Source organism: Microbacterium altimontanum (assembly GCF_058349865.2).
In genome coordinates, this window is the sequence record NZ_JBYRJB020000002.1 from 501758 (window position 1) to 517124 (window position 15367).

General features: G+C 68.5%; 13 protein-coding genes. 4 read left to right on the forward strand and 9 right to left on the reverse strand.

The window, feature by feature from the left end:
• The first annotated feature begins 81 nt into the window (after nt 1–81).
• Both AC3RX1_RS04630 and AC3RX1_RS04635 read left to right on the forward strand, forming a co-directional pair.
• The gene (locus AC3RX1_RS04630) at nt 82–603 is read left to right on the forward strand and encodes a GNAT family N-acetyltransferase (protein WP_491500070.1); all 522 of its coding nucleotides are present in this window, start codon (nt 82–84) and stop codon (nt 601–603) included.
• Between the two features lie 73 nt (nt 604–676).
• Complete coding sequence (locus AC3RX1_RS04635; protein ID WP_498239113.1) at nt 677–1129, forward strand: hypothetical protein; 453 nt, start codon at nt 677–679, stop codon at nt 1127–1129.
• Nucleotides 1130–1153: 24 nt separating this feature from the next.
• Here the strand turns inward: AC3RX1_RS04635 and AC3RX1_RS04640 are convergent, their stop codons facing one another.
• From AC3RX1_RS04640 to AC3RX1_RS04675, 8 genes are all read right to left on the reverse strand, one after another.
• A complete protein-coding gene (locus tag AC3RX1_RS04640) occupies nt 1154–2107 on the reverse strand; it encodes a nucleoside hydrolase (protein ID WP_491500072.1) in 954 nt (317 codons plus the stop codon).
• Nucleotides 2108–2165: 58 nt separating this feature from the next.
• The gene (locus AC3RX1_RS04645; RefSeq protein ID WP_491500094.1) at nt 2166–3590 is read right to left on the reverse strand and encodes a sulfatase family protein; all 1425 of its coding nucleotides are present in this window, start codon (nt 3588–3590) and stop codon (nt 2166–2168) included.
• A complete protein-coding gene (locus AC3RX1_RS04650) occupies nt 3554–5083 on the reverse strand; it encodes a sulfatase family protein (RefSeq protein WP_491500073.1) in 1530 nt (509 codons plus the stop codon). The genes AC3RX1_RS04645 and AC3RX1_RS04650 overlap by 37 nt, the downstream gene beginning before the upstream one ends.
• Before the next feature lie 7 nt (nt 5084–5090).
• Nucleotides 5091–6104 carry an aliphatic sulfonate ABC transporter substrate-binding protein gene (locus AC3RX1_RS04655; RefSeq protein ID WP_491500074.1) on the reverse strand — a complete coding sequence of 338 codons (1014 nt, stop codon included), beginning with the start codon at nt 6102–6104 and terminating at the stop codon, nt 5091–5093.
• A 37-nt stretch (nt 6105–6141) separates the two neighbouring features.
• Nucleotides 6142–6948 carry an ABC transporter ATP-binding protein gene (locus AC3RX1_RS04660; RefSeq protein WP_491500075.1) on the reverse strand — a complete coding sequence of 269 codons (807 nt, stop codon included), beginning with the start codon at nt 6946–6948 and terminating at the stop codon, nt 6142–6144.
• Nucleotides 6945–7796 carry an ABC transporter permease gene (locus AC3RX1_RS04665; protein WP_491500076.1) on the reverse strand — a complete coding sequence of 284 codons (852 nt, stop codon included), beginning with the start codon at nt 7794–7796 and terminating at the stop codon, nt 6945–6947. Before AC3RX1_RS04665 ends, AC3RX1_RS04660 begins: the two co-directional genes overlap by 4 nt.
• 49 nt (nt 7797–7845) lie before the next feature.
• A complete protein-coding gene (locus AC3RX1_RS04670) occupies nt 7846–9087 on the reverse strand; it encodes an ROK family protein (RefSeq protein ID WP_491500077.1) in 1242 nt (413 codons plus the stop codon).
• A 146-nt stretch (nt 9088–9233) separates the two neighbouring features.
• Complete coding sequence (locus AC3RX1_RS04675) at nt 9234–12767, reverse strand: family 43 glycosylhydrolase (protein ID WP_491500078.1); 3534 nt, start codon at nt 12765–12767, stop codon at nt 9234–9236.
• Nucleotides 12768–13122: 355 nt separating this feature from the next.
• Between AC3RX1_RS04675 and AC3RX1_RS04680 the strand changes: the two genes are divergently transcribed.
• Nucleotides 13123–13590, forward strand: coding sequence for a hypothetical protein (locus AC3RX1_RS04680; protein ID WP_491500079.1), 468 nt, complete (start codon nt 13123–13125; stop codon nt 13588–13590).
• 493 nt (nt 13591–14083) lie between these two features.
• Here the strand turns inward: AC3RX1_RS04680 and AC3RX1_RS04685 are convergent, their stop codons facing one another.
• The gene (locus AC3RX1_RS04685) at nt 14084–14728 is read right to left on the reverse strand and encodes a hypothetical protein (RefSeq protein WP_491500080.1); all 645 of its coding nucleotides are present in this window, start codon (nt 14726–14728) and stop codon (nt 14084–14086) included.
• A gap of 119 nt (nt 14729–14847) precedes the next feature.
• On the opposite strand from AC3RX1_RS04685, the gene AC3RX1_RS04690 reads away from it, so the two are divergent.
• Complete coding sequence (locus tag AC3RX1_RS04690; RefSeq protein WP_487663417.1) at nt 14848–15027, forward strand: MerR family transcriptional regulator; 180 nt, start codon at nt 14848–14850, stop codon at nt 15025–15027.
• The last annotated feature ends 340 nt before the right edge of the window (nt 15028–15367 follow it).

Consider the following 15367-nt stretch of genomic DNA (forward strand, 5'->3'; position numbering starts at 1 on the left):
CGACGGCACGTCGAACTGGCGGCGGTTCGATGTGCCCGGGAGAATTCGATGTGTCCTGGCCGCACCGCGAGAGAAGGCACGATGACGTCGCTTCGGATCCTGGAGCTGGGGGATGTCCCCGCGCTCACCACCCTGCTCCACGGGAACCGTGAGCATCTGCAGCCGTGGGAACCGACCCGCGCCGAGAGCTTCTTCACCGAGCGGGAGCAGGAGCGGCGGGCACGCGGAGCGCTCACGAGCCTGGAGGCGGGCAGCTCCGCCCCGTTCGTCATCACCGGCGGCGGCGAACTGCTCGGCGCGCTCACCCTGAACGGCATCGTGCGCGGAGCGTTCCAGTCGTGCGCGATGAGCTATTGGATCCGAGCGGACCGCCTCCAGCTGGGCCATGCGACGCGGGCCGTCGGACTCGCGACCGCGTACGCGTTCGAGCGGCTCGAGCTGCACCGTGTGCAGGCCGAGACCGTGCCCGAGAACCTCGCCTCGCAGGCGGTGCTGCGCAAGAACGGCTTCACTCAGTTCGGCGTCGCGCCCGGCTACCTCAAGATCAACGGTCGCTGGCGCGACCACAACATGTTCCAGCTGCTGCACGACGACGCGCGATGACGGGCAGGCGGCCTCGGGCCCGTCCAGGAACGGCGAGGGCGCGAAGGTGTGGGTCGGCGCCCACCGGTTGCTCGTGAACGGGCAGCGCGCGGACCACATCCGCAACGCGCGATACGAGGGACAACGTGCGGCGCGCCTGCTCACGGCAGCGACGGGGGCGGATGCGTCGGTCACACCGCTTGTCGTGATCGCCGGCGCCGCACAGCTGACGATCAAGGAGCGCCCCGCCGATGTGGTCGTCCTGCGCGACACGGAGTTCGTACGCTGGCTACGCCGGCAGCCGGAACGAATCGACCCGTCGATCCGCGCACGCATCGCAGCCGCCGCATCCCTCGCCACGACGTGGGCGCCAGGAGCCGCCACGACGGCCGCGGATCTGACCGGTTTCGAGGCGTTGCAACGTGAGGTACGCGCTGCGAGGCGCGTGCGACTGACGTGGGCGTCACTCGGCATGACCGCGCTTCTCGCCACGGTGATCGGTCTCGGGCCGCTGCTCCCTCAGCTGCTCGCCTGGATCTCGGGCTGAGTCACCGACTCTCGAGCACGCGACTCAATTCGCGCTGAGCCGCTGGACCGCGGCGACCACCATGTCGGCGAACTTGGCCCAGTCGAGCTGCAGCGCGACATCCGTCCGGTAGTCCGATCCGGTGCCGTGGCGCATCGCGGGGACGTCGGCGAAGTCGACGACGGTCATGCCGCGCGTGTACTGGCCGCGCAGCTCGACGTGCACCTCGGCGGCGGCGGTCGTGAAGACGGAGGGGTCGATCACCGCAGCGACGCAGCAGGCGTCATGGATCGGCGGATGCTCGAAGCCGAACACCGTGCGGTACCGCTCGCCGAAGAACTCCCAGATGGCGAGGACGAAGTCGCTCACCGGTCCGCCGACGGCCCGCACGCGCTCGCGCAGCTCGGTGGTAGCGAGCGCCTGATGCGTGAGGTCGAGGCCGACCATCGTGACATCCCACGCGCCGTCGAAGACTGCCTCCGCCGCCTCGGGGTCGACGGACATGTTGAACTCGGCCACCGGGGTCGTGTTGCCGCGCGTGTACGCGCCGCCCATCACGATGACGCGCGCGACGCGATCGATGATCGCGGGCTCCGTGCGCATGGCGAGGGCGATGTTCGTGAGCGGCCCGGTCGCGACGAGCGTCACCTCGCCGGGGTCGTGCGCCATGACCGTGTCGACGATCAGTTGGACCGCGTGGCGCTCGTCGAGGTCGAAGGTCGGTTCGGGGAGCACCGGCCCGTCGAGCCCCGACTCCCCGTGGATGTCGCCGGCGACCCGCGGCGGCGCGACGAGCGGACGATCGGCTCCGCGCGCGATCGGCACCTGGATGCCGGCGACGGCGCACACGGCGAGCGCGTTGCGCGTCACCTTCTCGAGCGTCTGGTTTCCGGCGACGGTCGTGATCGCCAGCAGATCGATCTCGGGATTGCCGGCCGCGAGCAGAATCGCGATGGCGTCGTCATGGCCGGGATCGCAGTCGAGGATGATCTTGTGCACGAGGCGATTGTCTCGCGGATGGCATCAGGCGCGGCCGATGGCCGCCGCCGAGCAGCGCTCAGCCGCCGAGCCCGCCCTCGTTCGGGTGCGGCGCATCCTGTGCCTGCAGCTGGGCACGACGCATCCGTGCGCGCATGTCGTCGAAGACCTCTCGGTATGCCGCCTCGTGCGCGACGTTCCGCAGCTCGTCGGGATCGGCCTCGAGGTCGTACAGCTCCCACTCCCCCGGGTACGTGAAGTCGCCGGTGCCGGGCAGACCCATTCCGTCGTTGTAGAAGTAGATGATCTTGTATCGGCGGGTGCGATAGCCGTAGTGCGCGGGCGCCTTGTGGAAGACGTCGTCGTGCTCCCAGTACCGGTAGTAGAAGCCGTCGACGGGGTCGGATGCCGGTGACCCGGCCAGATCGGGCAGAAAGCTCCTGCCCTGCATGCGGGGATGCGCCTCGACGCCGGCGGCATCGAGGATCGTCCGCGCGAAGTCGACGTTCGTCACGATCCCGTCGTGCACACCTCCGGCCGGGATGCGGTCGGGGTAGCTGACGAGCAGCGGCATGCGGATCGACTCCTCGTACATGAACCGCTTGTCGAACCAGCCGTGGTCGCCCAGGAAGAAGCCCTGATCCGACGCGTACATCAGCAGCGTGCTGTCGAACTCGCCGCGATCGCGCAGCCGATCGATGACCCGACCGACGCTCTCGTCGACGGCGGCGACGCACCGCAGGTAGTCCTCCATGTAGCGCTGGTACTTCCACAGCGCCTCCTGCTCATAGGACAGGCCGGCCGGCGGATCCTGTTTGAGGTCTTCGGCGTTGAGGTGCTCCGCGATGCGCATGGCCGCGCGGCGCGCCGACGAGGTGCGCGTCGCATAATCGTCGTTCCACGTGGCAGGCACGGGGATCGGGTCGGAATACAGGTCGGAATGCCGCGGGGCCGGCTGCCACGGCCGATGCGGCGCCTTGTGCCACAGCAGCAGACACCACGGCTCGTCGTCGCCCAGCGATTCCAGCCAATCGAGCCCGAGGTCCGTGATGAGGTCGGTGGCATACCCTTCCACCGTCCGCAGGCCGTCGGCGCTCAGGAATCGCGGGTCGTGGTACTCGCCCTGCTCGATCAGCACGTCCCAGTAGTCGAACGCCTGCGGATCATGCCCAGCACCGTCGCCCATATGCCATTTGCCGACGACGGCCGTGCGGTAGCCCGCATCCTTCAGCTGTGACACGAACGTCGGCTGGCCGGCGTCGATCGGCGTGACGAGCGTCGTGACGCCGTTGATGTGACTGTACGTCCCGGTCAGGATCGATGCGCGACTCGGCGAGCACAGCGAGTTCGTGGCGAAGCAGTTCTCCACCAGCGCGCCCTGATCGGCGAGCTCGTCGATGCGCGGAGTGCTGTTCACGACCGATCCGTAGGCGCTGATCGCGTGCGCCGCATGGTCGTCGGTCAGGATCAGGACGATGTTGGGACGGTCCGTGCGGGGGATGATTCACCTCCCTGGTACGTCGTCTCGTCGAGTCCTGACTGCGTCGGGTCGTAATCGACGGATCCGACGTCGTACATCGTCGTCATCCAGTGGTAGAAGTTGTCGCCGCGGTCGCGCAGGAGTCCGTAGAGCCGCTGCATCATCCGCCCCCGCACCGGCGCCATCTCCGGGTGATCGTAGACGTTGAGCAGCTCGTCGGGATCGGTCCGCAGGTCGTAGAGCTCGTTGACCGAGTCGGGATTGACGACGAGCTTGTAGCGCTCGTCGCGGAGCATCCGCTGCGGGTAGGGGAAGTGGTGCCCGTGGAACTCGCACACGATGTCGTCGGGCCACTCGGGCTGCTCGCCGTTGACGAGCGGAAGCAGGCTGCGCGAATCGACCGCCGGTGCCGGGTCGATGCCCGCCAGCTCCAGGATCGTCGCCGTGGCGTCGAGCAGCGACACGAACTCGCTGCGCACCTGGCCGGCCGGTGCACCGGGCACCCGGATGATGCCGGGCGTGCGGTAGATGTCCTCGTACATCGCCGGACCCTTGTCGTGCAGGCGATGAGCACCGGTGAACTCGCCGTGGTCGCATGTGAAGAACACCGTCGTGTCGTCGACCAGGCCCAGCCGCCCGAGCGCCGCGAGCACGCGGGCGATCTGCTGGTCGATCAGCGCGACATACCCCCAGTACACGGCGATGAGCTTGCGCGTCACCTCGATCGGCATGGTGTCGAACGTCCAGTGCGCGCTGTAGTTGCGCTGCACGGGCGGCTTACCCTCGAAGGTCTCGGCGATCGACTTCGGCAGCTCGATGGCGGCCGGGTCGAACATGTCGAAGTACTCGTCGGGCACGATGTACGGCAGGTGCGGCCCGAAGAAGTTCAGTTCGAGGAAGAACGGCTTGCCGTCACGCTCGAGGTCGGCGGCGTACCGCTCGAGCATCTCGATCGTGCGCGTCGCGAGGTAGTGCTCGAACGTCGCCTCGACCGGCTGGTGGAGCCGGGCAGCCAGCAGGTTGCCCGGCCCACCATTGGGAAGCGTGCCGCGGATGCGGTCGCTGATCGCGTAGGGCGGCAGGCCGCGCTCCGCGAGGTAGCCGAGGTAGTCCTCATCGTCGACCGGGTTGTGCCAGCCCGCGAGCTCGGGGCCGTCGAAGCCGAAGTCGGCGGCCTTCTTCTCGGTGCCGGCATGCCACTTGCCGATCAGTCCGGTGTTGTACCCCTTCTCTCGCAGGGCCTCGACGAACGTGAACGTGCCGTCCGCGAGGTCTTCGAGATATCCGACGTTGCGCTCGTGATTGGCGAGCACGCGGTGGCGGAACGGGGCCTGACCGGTCAGCAGGCTCGCCCGGGCGGGCGTGCAGATCGCCGTCGGCGTGTACCAGCGGTCGAAGCGCGTGCCCGTGCGGGCCAGCTCGTCGAGCGCGGGCGTGGCGGCGAGCGCGTTGCCGTACGCACCGAGGGTGTCGGCCCGGTGCTGATCGGTCATCAGGAAGAGGATGTTGCTCGGCATCTCGGTCTTACTCGCCGGCCTTCAGGAACAGGTCGCCGGTGTAGAAGCTCGACGGCTCGACGGCCTTCGGGAGCTTGCCGGCGCCGACGAAGTAGTCGACCATGCTGGTCAGCCACTTGTCGACGGTTCCGTCCTTCGTGAGCGAGTCGAGCTCGTCGAGCGAGAGCACCTGCACGTTGCCGGCGTCGGCCTTCACCTGCTCCGGGTCGAGCGCCGAGAACTTCGCGGTCAGCTGGATCGCCTCCTCGGGGTGGGCCGCACGATACGCGGTGGCCTCGCGGAGCGCCTTGAGCACGCGGTCGACCTTCTCGGGCTGCTTGGCGACGACGTCGTTGCCGGCGACGAAGGCCGTCGGGAAGGCGACGGTGTCCTTGAAGTCGCTGTTCTTGGCGAGCTCCACCAGGTCGGGCACCTGCTTCTTCACCGTCGCCAGGGCGGGGTACCAGAAGCCGGCGCCGTCGACCTTCTTCGACGCGAGGGCGGCCACGATCGCAGCGGGCTCCATCGGCACGGCCTTGATGTCCTTCTTCGTCATCCCCGCTTTCTGCAGCGCGAGGGTGAGGATCATGTCGCCGGAGGTGCCCTCGGGGAACGCGACGGTCTTGCCGCGCAGCCCGTCGATCGAGTCGATCCCGGGCTCGGCCACGACGCGGTCGGCCTGTCCGAGGGTGTTCATCGCGACGATCTTCGCCTGACCCGATGCGGGCAGCCAGAAGGCGCCGGGGCCGATGTAGCCGAAGTCGAGGTCGCCGGTGCCGAGCGCCTGGATCTGCAGCGGTCCGTTCGTGAAGTTCTTCGGGCTGACCTTGAGCCCGTACTTCTCCCACAGTCCCTGGTCCTGGGCGATCGCCAGGAGGCTCGTGCCGTTGAAGTCGGGGATGTAGCCGAAGTTCACGTCGATGACGTCCTTGTAGGCGCTGTCGGCCTTGCCGGTCGAGCCGGAGTCGCCGCCGGCGCATCCGGTGAGGGCGAGGGCCACGGCCACACCGGCCGCGGCGACGCCGAGGATCTTTCGTGTCATGCGCATTGCTGGGTTCCCTTCGTCGGGTTCGGGCGTCTCAGTGCGACGCGTTTCCGGCGTCGATGCCGGGTTCTTGGTGGTACACGGAGTGCCACACGCGGTTGCGCAGCTCCCGGAACTCGGGGCTGAGTCGCGCGTCTTCCGTGCGGGGGTAGGGCAGGTCGACGTCGATCACGTCGTAGATGCGACCCGGGCGGGCCGCCATGACGACGACGCGGTTCGCGAGGAACACCGCTTCGTCGACGTCGTGGGTGATGAACATCACGGTGCGCTTCTCACGACTCCACGTCTCGAGCAGCTGCTCCTGCAGCTTGACCCGGGTCAGGGCGTCGAGCGCACCGAAGGGCTCGTCCATCAGCAGGATGGCGGGGTTGACGGCGTAGGCCCGTGCGATCGCGCAGCGCTGCTTCATGCCGTCCGAGAGCATCTTGGGCAGCGCATCGGCGAACTGCTCGAGCCCGACCATCCGGATGAAGTGCTCGGCGCGCTCCCGGCGTGCGGCGCGCGGCACCCCGGCGACCTTCAGCCCGAACTCGACGTTCTTGCGCACGGTGAGCCAGGGGAACAGCGCGTACTGCTGGAAGATCACGCCGCGGTCGGGGCCGGGGCCGGAGACCTCGCGTCCGTCGACGATCGCCTCACCGGAGGTGGGCTCCTCGAGGCCGGCGAGGATGTTCATCAGCGTCGACTTGCCGCAGCCGGAGGGCCCGACGACCGTCACGAACTCGTTGTCGGCGATGTCGAGGTCGACGTGGTCGAGGGCAACGAACTCGGTGTCTTTGAGCGGGAAGGTCTTGCGGATGCCGCGGACCGAGATCTTCGCGGCGGTCATCGTGTCGGTCATCGCCGTTCCTGCCATCCGGTGAGCTTGTTCTCGGCGAACAGGAGCAGCCGGTCCATCACCAGGCCGAGGATTCCGATGATGACGATGCTGACGAAGATCGTGGCGAGGTCGTAGTAGATCTGCGCCTGCTGCATCCGGTATCCGAGTCCGGCCTGGGCGGCGAGCAGCTCGGCCGCGACCAGGGTCGCCCACGCCGATCCGAGGCCGACCCGCATGCCGACGAGGATGAAGGGGATGGATGCGGGAACGACGACGCGCGCGAAGATCGTGCCGTCCTTGGCGCCGAGCACACGGGCGGCGTTGATGAGCGTGCGATCGACGCTGACCACTCCCTGGTAGGTGGAGATCACGCACGCGAGGAACGCAGCGAGGAAGATCACGAACACCTTGGGCACCTCGCCGATGCCCAGCAGCACCAGGACGAGCGGCAGCAGTGCGAGCGGCGGGATCGTGCGGAAGAACTGGATCCACGGCTCGAAGATGCCCCGCGCGACGGTGTACCAGCCCATCAGGAAGCCGACGGGCACGGCGACGGCGGTGCCGAGCAGGAATCCGCCGAGCACGCGCGCGAGGCTGGCCACGACATCCTGCTGCAGGATGCCGGCCTGCCAGAGCTGGATGCCCTTCTGCACGACCTCGGGCGGGGTGGGCAGCTGCAGTCCGGTCATCGCCAGCAGCCACCAGATGGCGATGCCGCCGACGACCGAGATGATGTTCAGGGCGATGAGCCACGCCTGCTTGGAAGGCCGGCGTCGGCGTCCGCCCGGCTGGCCGACGGCCAGCGCGCGCGTGGCGGTGCCGCCGGCGGCCACGGCGCGCTCGGCGGTGCGCTCCGGTGAATCGGTCATGTCGGTCACACCGCCCATCGCAGACCTCGGGTGGGGTGGGATGTCGCGGTCACTGTGCGCTCCTTTGCTGCAGGGCGGGCCGGGGGGATGCCGTGGGGTCGGGGTACCCCACGAGAAGCGGGGACTGGTGGAAGATCGCCGCGATCGCGCCGAGCGCGCCGTCGCTGTCGCGCAACTGGGCGGGCCGGACGATCTGCGGCTCGTCGGACGGGATGGAGTAGAGCTCGTAGCGCAGCGTCGCCGCGGCCTGCTCGACGAGCACGGGCGCGATGTGCACGATCTCTCCGCCGATCACGACCTCGCGCGGGTTGAGGGTCATCGCCGCGGCGCCGAGCACGCGGCCGATCGTCGAGCCCACGTCGCGCAGCACCGCGTCGACGGTGGGATCGCCCTTGGCGACGGCGACCGCCAGGTCGTCGAGCGAGTGGAGGTCGGCCCCGGCGGCGCGACACGCCTGGAGGATGGCGGGGACCGACGCGATGGTCTCGAGGCATCCGCGCTTGCCGCACCGGCAGGCACAGCCGTGCGGCTCGGCGGTGACGTGCCCGAGCTCGCCGGCGAACCCGCGGGCGCCGGTGACGAGGCGTCCTGCGACGACGAGACCGCCGCCGACGCCGTCGGAGAGGCGGAGGTAGACGAGGTTATCGACGGCGTCGGGGCGCGTGATCGCCTCGGCGAGAGCCGCCAGCCGCGTGTTGTTGTCGATCACGACTGGCGCGCCGAACCGCTCCTCGAAGGCGCGGTCCACCCCGTCGGGCGTCACCTGCCGCTTCCAGGTGACGGTGGGCATGCCGGCGCCCGATGCGCGATAGGGCCCGGGCACGCCGATCCCCACCGCCTGCAGGGCACCGAAGTGCACACCGGTGTCGCGGCTGAGATCGTCGATCAGGTCGAACGCGATCGAGATGCGCTCCGGCCACGGGGTGTCGTCGTCGTAGCGGCGCGCGCCCTGCGCGATCACCTCGTGCGAGGCGTCGGCGACGGCGACGTGCACCCGCCGGTGACCGAAGTCCACGCCCAGGAACTGTCCCGAGTCGGGATCGAGGGCGAGTCGCTCCGCCGGGCGTCCACTGCCCGCGCGGGTCGCGGCATCGGTGTCGGCGACCACGATCGCCCCGCGCTCGAGCAGCTGGGCCGTGATCTCCGACAGGGTCGTGCGCGAGAGACCGACCCGGGCGGCGAGATCGCCGCGGCTCAGCGCACCGTGCGTGCGCAGCGCGACGAGGACCCGCTCCTCGTGCGTGCGTCGCACGAGCGCGTGGGCTCCGGTCGGGATCGACATGCGTGCCATCGTGACAACCTCGAATTTTTCCGTCAACTATCCGACAAAAAGATTCTCCGATTTCTCCGGCCCGTTACCAAAACGTGTCCGGCAAATGCGGAAGGGGGCACCCGCCTCGTCGGCGAGCGCCCCCTTCGTGGGCCGGATGCGTCGGTTCAGTCGGCCGTGGGCCGCGCGACCGCGATCACCTCCCCGAGCGGGCCGCTGCGCTCGAGCTTCACCACGCCGGCGACCGCGGCATCGTCGATGCGCGAGGGATCGGCCCAGTAGCCGTTCGCCGGATTGCGGAAGAAGGTCATCCACAGATCGCCGTGCTCATCCGTGAACATGTTGTTGTGGCCGGCGCCGACCCCCGCCGTGTATCTCGCGGTGTAGGGCCCCTCGAACGAGTCGGCCACCGCCACGATGGCGTCGTACTGGTACCGCTGGCCGGTGCCCGCCTGGTACGTGGGCGGAGCGGAGGGCGTCGGCTTCCACGACCAGGCCGCGTGCATCAGGTAGTACTTCGATCCCACCTTCGTCACCGTGGCGCCTTCGAGGTACGGCTCCGGGTCGTAGGCCCGCTCCGTGAACTTCGGCAGGTTCGTCGGCGTCACGAGGTTCTCCATGTCGGGCGTCATCTCCGAGTAGAGGGCGTTGTGCAGGACGAGATACGTCTTGTCGCCGTCATCGAACAGCCCACCGTCGATGTGGTAGTACTGCGGATTGCTCGCCCGCACGGGTTCGCCGAGCGGATGATCGAGATTCGCCTCGATGTTGCGATACGGGCCGGCCGGGCCGGCGTCGCTCACGAGGATGAACGATCCGGTCAGGGTGCTCTGATCGCCCATGCAGGCGACGAGATACCACTTGCCGTCGATGTAGTGCAGCTCGGGAGCCCACGCGTTGCCGGCGCGGGTGGCCGGGTCGTCGGGGTTCTTGTACTTCTGCCAGTCGGTGACCACGGTGTGCCCGGGCCGGTTCTCATCGACGAACTCCGGCGACCAGACCTTTCCCTTCGGCTGGTCGGGGCGCAGCTTCGTCGTGTCGGCGAGCTTCCACGGACCCTGCAGCGACGGTGCGAGCCAGACGTAGATGCCGTCGTTCCACGGCGCCGCCTTGGTGAGCCCCTCGGCCCGCGTGGTGCCGGTCGCGACGTACATCGTCTTGCCGTCGACCACGAACCGATTCACGTAGGCGTCACGCATCCAGACGCGCCCGAGCTCGGCATCCTGCGGCCGCAGCTCCAGGTCGAGGACCATCGAGTTGTCCTCGCGGGGTGCGAGCTCCTCGCGATCGTCGGCGAGGCCGTACGACATCGGGACGGGCCAGCTGGTCGGGAACGCGCGCTCCGCGCCGCCCATCGCATACGTGCGTACGTAGTCGAACTGCGCGGTCGCGCCGGTCGAGTTCATCGAGATGAGGCCGATGCGCAGGTCGCCGAGCGTCGCCATCGACCAGACTCCGCCCCACTGCCAGTCGACGCCGTCGGTGCTCGACGCCATGCGCACATCCCACTCGTGGGCGTCCTCGTCGAGCTGGGCGTACAGGCGCAGCCAGGTCGTGCGAGCGGGGGCAGCGCCGAACATCGGGCCGTTGGCGACGGCCGCCGGCGGGGTCGCCGTCGGTCGCTCCATCTCCTTTCCGAATTCGGTCTGGTGCAGGAACTGCCCGGGCTTGCGGTTGAGCGGCAGCACCGAGTGGGTCAGCTTGAGGTACCGATCGTCGGTCTCGTAGAGCACGAGGCCTGCCTGCTGCGCGGCCTTGGTTCCGTCGAACGTGAGCTTCGTCTCGACCATGAAGTCCTGGCGCGGAGCATCCCGCAGCAGCACCGATGCGGTGTTGTTGCCGAGGTGCAGTTCGGCGGACTGGGTCGGCCAGACGAGCGATCCGTCCGAGGCGAGGGGGCCAGTCGCGGGCTTGCGCACCCAGGTCCAGTCGCCGTCGCCTGTGGTCGGTGCGCCGTCGGCGGCGAACTCGTCGGAGTAGGCGCTCAGCAGCGCACCGGGCGTCGGGTCGGCGACGCGCTCGCGGACCGGCGTGTACAGCGTGGTCGAGCTGAGGTTGTCGCCGTCGACGGTCGCCCCGCGGGCGGTGACGCCGATCGATCCGTGCGAGGTCGCCTGCTTCGGCGCCGAGAGGCTGACGGCAGCGAGCGGCTCGCGCAGCGTGTCGGAGGCCACCTCGGCCGTGAGCCGGTGATCGCGCCATTCGATCGTCACCACATGCCATGCCTCGAACGCGAAGTCCTCAGGAAGGGCCGCCGTCTGCTCGGCGTGCATCGAACCGTGGTCGACCTCCAGTCGCAGTTCGCGGGACGAGCGGTCGATCCAGGCGGTGGCGTGGTTCTGGCCGCGCACGCCCATGGACACCCCTGCGGTGCCGTTCGCTCCCGCGACGGCGAAGCGGATGTCGGCCTGCACGCGCTGGTCGCCGTCGGCCTGCTCCCGGCTGGTCAGGGATGCGCCGGCCGCGAGCCGGACGAAGGCGCCCGCGTCGGCCTCGGTCGCCACGTCGACGCGGCCCTGGTCCTTCCAGCCGTCGAGACCACCGGCGAGGTCGGTGCCGACCTGCGGCGTCGTCACCGGAGCGACCTGCTCACCGCTGGAGGGACCAGCGCCGGCGTTGACCACCGGCCAGCCGTCGATCCAGTCGAGGCGGTCGATCATGAGGGGCCGCTTCGACAGGTTGAGCTTGCCGGAGCGGGTGTCGACGGGAGGGAAGTCGGGGTCGTCGGTGGGGATGGCGTGGTAGACGAGCCAGTCCTGCCCGGCGAGGTCGGTCTGAATGGCGTTGTGCCCGACGCCGGCGAAGCCGTTGCCGTTGGAGGTCAGGACGAAGCCGCCCTTGCTCGACAGCGCCATGAGGTCGACGCCGTGATCGTCGACGAACGGACCGGTGGGGCTCTCGCTGCGGCCGACCTTGACGGTGTATCCGCTGAAGGCCCCGTCGCAGCATCCCGCGTCGGAGTACATGAGGTAGTAGAAGCCGTCGCGGCGCACGACGTATCCGCCCTCCATGCGCCGGCCCTGGGCCACCTGGGTCACGGGGCCGGTCAGGGCGGTGCCGTCGGCGTTCATCTTCGAGACGCAGATGACGTCGTAGCTGCCCCAGTAGAGGTAGTGCGTGCCGTCGGCGTCGGTGAACATCGCCTGATCGATGTTGCCGGTCGGGCAGCCGGCGACGGCGGCGCTGCCGATGAGCAGTCCGCGATCTGTCCAGGGGCCCGTGGGAGTCGGTGCGGTGAGCAGCGCGACGCCGCCGTTGGAGAGCGAGTAGGTCAGGTGGTACTGACCGTCGACGTAGCGGATGTCGGGTGCCCACGGACGTGTGCCGCCGGCCCAGTATGCGGGCAGCGTCGCGCCGGCGGGATACACGTCGCCGACGTAGCTCCACGTGACCATGTCGGTCGAGCGCAGCACGGGGAGAATGTGCTCGCCCTTCTCCCCCGCGCTGTTGCGGATCGGATTGCTGGTGCCGTACGCGTACCAGGCGCCGTCCTTGCCGCGGATCATCGCCGGATCGGGGAAGGTGTCGACGACTCCCGCGCTGACGGGGTTCGAGTACGTCGCGCTGCCATTTGTCGGGGATGCCTGCGGCCGGTCCGCAGCGGCATGGGGTGCCTGTATGGCACCCGCCGGAGAGGTGGCGAGCACGGCAGCGGCGAGCGCCGCCACCGTCGCAAACGCCAGGGATCGCCATCGCTTCATTGCTGACTCCTTCTGCGTCGAATGCCGCGCGGACGCACGACAATGGCGCGCGTGGGACGCGCGTCGAGAGGCGGAGTGTCCCGCCGCCGGTCACGTCCTTCGTGAGCCGGCAGAGGCTCCTCGGTGTTCGCGATCCATCCAAAGGGGGCCGCATTTTTCCGTCAAGACACCGGCAGAAAGACGTCGCGTCGGTGATGCGCGTTAGTCGGCTGCGGAGCCGGTGAGAGGGATGCCTCGGCTCGGCGCGGTCGAATTCTGCCTCGCTTTGGAAGGGCCGGTATCAGGCGCCGCTGTCATCGCCTCTCCCTCAAGCAAGAGGCTGCTCGGCAGCGTGTTCTGAACAAGGAGGTTCGTTGTGGCAACGGCTGAAGTACAACAGCCCCGGACCGGCGCGAACGCCGTCGCCGGGTGGCGGGTGGTCTTCGATCGGCTCGTGCTGATCGGGGCGATCATCGGCGTGGTCGCGTGCGCGTGCCAGGTGGCGTTCGCGGCGTACGGTTTCTGGGTGTTCGCGCTCAACCCGGGTGACGAGGAAGCGGGGATCGCGGCGTACGCGATGCACGGCATCACGGGAACGGTGCTGTCGTACCTCGCGATCGCGCTGCTGGTCTGCGGTGTGCTGTCGCGGGCGAACTGGAAGTCGTGGGTCATCCCACTGGTGCTCGTGGCGCTGCTGTGGGGCGCGCAGGGGCTGCTCGTCGGCCTCGGGTTCGCGGTGAGCCCGTGGTTCGGCGCACTGCACGCCTTCAGCGGGATGACGATCGCCGGGGGCTTCGTCTGGCTGATGGTCGACCGTGCGCGGCGTCCGCTGCGCGCGGTGTGAGCCGGCGTCGCGGTGCACGTTGGGCGGCGGAGCGGGGGGCTCCGCCGCCCAACTCGCGTGTGCGGTGAGAACGCCTGAGGGCATGGACAACCGAGCAGCCGGTGATCGCTAGGCAGAGGCAAATGCTATGCCCCTGGAGGGACTCGAACACGACTGAGCATAATGCTCAATCGAACCGGAACCTGCAGGAACCGCGGAATTACGCGGATCTTCGAGCGCTCAGGCAACACCGAGCGACCGTTGAAGACAGTGTGCCGCAAACAGTTTGCGGGCAAAATGCGGGCAAGAACTGTTGCAAAATCAGGGGTTGCGAGCAACCAAGACGTGAGCCTGGCGAGCGTTGGAGGTCGACCGTAGGGCAATGAGTGGCAAATGAGCACATTGCTGAACAGTTGTCCTCGAAGCGCCGTTCAGGTGAGCATTGTGCTCAAGCCCACGTTTTGACCATGTTTGCCTCCGAGTGGGCCGTCAAGCGGCAGCGCTGGCAGGCCGCTCAGCGTCCGATTGACGGGCCTCCGGGCTGCGTGGGTCCCTGGTGGGGCGCCGCAGGGTCGTATGGCTTGCCCGGATTGTACGGGTCAACCGCCGGCGCCCGTCGGGGTTCCTGAATGCGGACTTCTGGAGCCAGGCCCGAGTCGCGCGCGCGACTCATGAGGCGGGTCGCGGTGCTCTGGCTGATCTGGAGAGTGTCGGCGACGAGCTTGAGCGGCGGATAGCTGATTGCTGTCGCGACGCGATAGACGGAGATCGCGGCGTGCAAGGTCTCCATGGGCTCGCGCTCCTCATGCGCCCGCACGCGACTGAGAAACTCGCGCACCGGTATGCGATCAAGCTTGTCGCCGTCCTCAGTGCCGACGTTGACGGTGACGACATCGAGAGCTGACCTCGTCATGATCCAGTGCGTTCGCACCTCGCGAAGCACCTGGCTAGTGATATCGACACCCTCCGCTTCGCGCTCGAGGGCAGCGAAGACGACGGCGGTGCGTCCGAGCGTGTCATCCCACTCCACGCGGACGGTGATCGTGCCGGGCACGTCCTGCTCACCCGACACGCGCGCATGCCAGGACTTCGGCAGTGTCACCCCACTGCCGAGGCCAACGCGTTCGTCGCTGAAGTCATACGCCTGGACGTCTGCCATGAAGCCCACTATTCCAGGTCGCCGACGATTTGCGAAGAAGACTGTCGATCTTGGCTCACGCCTGTGACACCTTGCCACGAAGGGGGACTGACACTGCTGGCTCACAGGAAAGAAGGACCATGAACCGGTCACAAGACTGTCTGGCACTGACAATGAAGGATGCCGCGAAGCTCGTCGGCGTCGACTACCGCACCATCAAGCTCGGCATCGAAAACGGGACCATCCCCACGATCCAACTCGGCCCGCGCCGGATGATCCCCCGCGTCCCACTGCTGCGCGCCTTCGGCGTCGACGCCTGACGGACGCGCGACGGGCGGTGCGGCCCGACGTCCAAGCAACCGGCACGCGGCGTAATCCCCAAGAGCCCAGCGCTGCAGAACCAGATGGGCGTCGGAGCGGTACCGGGATGCGATCGGGGCTGCGTGGCGGAGCACATCGGCACTCGTCGGACGTCGCGGTCGCGACAGGTTCGGCCGGCTCACCGACGCGCAGCTGCAGCAGTGTCGTGGGCAGCTGCAGGAGCGGGCCTGCAGGTTGTACTCCGCCAGCGTTGACGGGCAGCGGTCAAGTCCCGAGTAGTGGTGTAGCGCGGTGTCCTTCGATCTGAGGGGTTATGCGCTGAGTTCGAGGACGGTGTCG

What these genes read in the sequence shown, in the direction of transcription:
- AC3RX1_RS04630 (WP_491500070.1), top strand. Translation starts at nt 82, where the DNA reads ATGACGTCGCTTCGGATCCTGGAGCTGGGGGATGTCCCCGCGCTCACC.
- AC3RX1_RS04650 (WP_491500073.1), bottom strand. Translation starts at nt 5,083, where the DNA reads ATGCCGAGCAACATCCTCTTCCTGATGACCGATCAGCACCGGGCCGAC.
- AC3RX1_RS04655 (WP_491500074.1), bottom strand. Translation starts at nt 6,104, where the DNA reads ATGACACGAAAGATCCTCGGCGTCGCCGCGGCCGGTGTGGCCGTGGCC.
- AC3RX1_RS04660 (WP_491500075.1), bottom strand. Translation starts at nt 6,948, where the DNA reads ATGACCGACACGATGACCGCCGCGAAGATCTCGGTCCGCGGCATCCGC.
- AC3RX1_RS04665 (WP_491500076.1), bottom strand. Translation starts at nt 7,796, where the DNA reads ATGACCGATTCACCGGAGCGCACCGCCGAGCGCGCCGTGGCCGCCGGC.
- AC3RX1_RS04670 (WP_491500077.1), bottom strand. Translation starts at nt 9,087, where the DNA reads ATGGCACGCATGTCGATCCCGACCGGAGCCCACGCGCTCGTGCGACGC.
- AC3RX1_RS04675 (WP_491500078.1), bottom strand. Translation starts at nt 12,767, where the DNA reads ATGAAGCGATGGCGATCCCTGGCGTTTGCGACGGTGGCGGCGCTCGCC.
- AC3RX1_RS04685 (WP_491500080.1), bottom strand. Translation starts at nt 14,728, where the DNA reads ATGGCAGACGTCCAGGCGTATGACTTCAGCGACGAACGCGTTGGCCTC.
- AC3RX1_RS04690 (WP_487663417.1), top strand. Translation starts at nt 14,848, where the DNA reads ATGAACCGGTCACAAGACTGTCTGGCACTGACAATGAAGGATGCCGCG.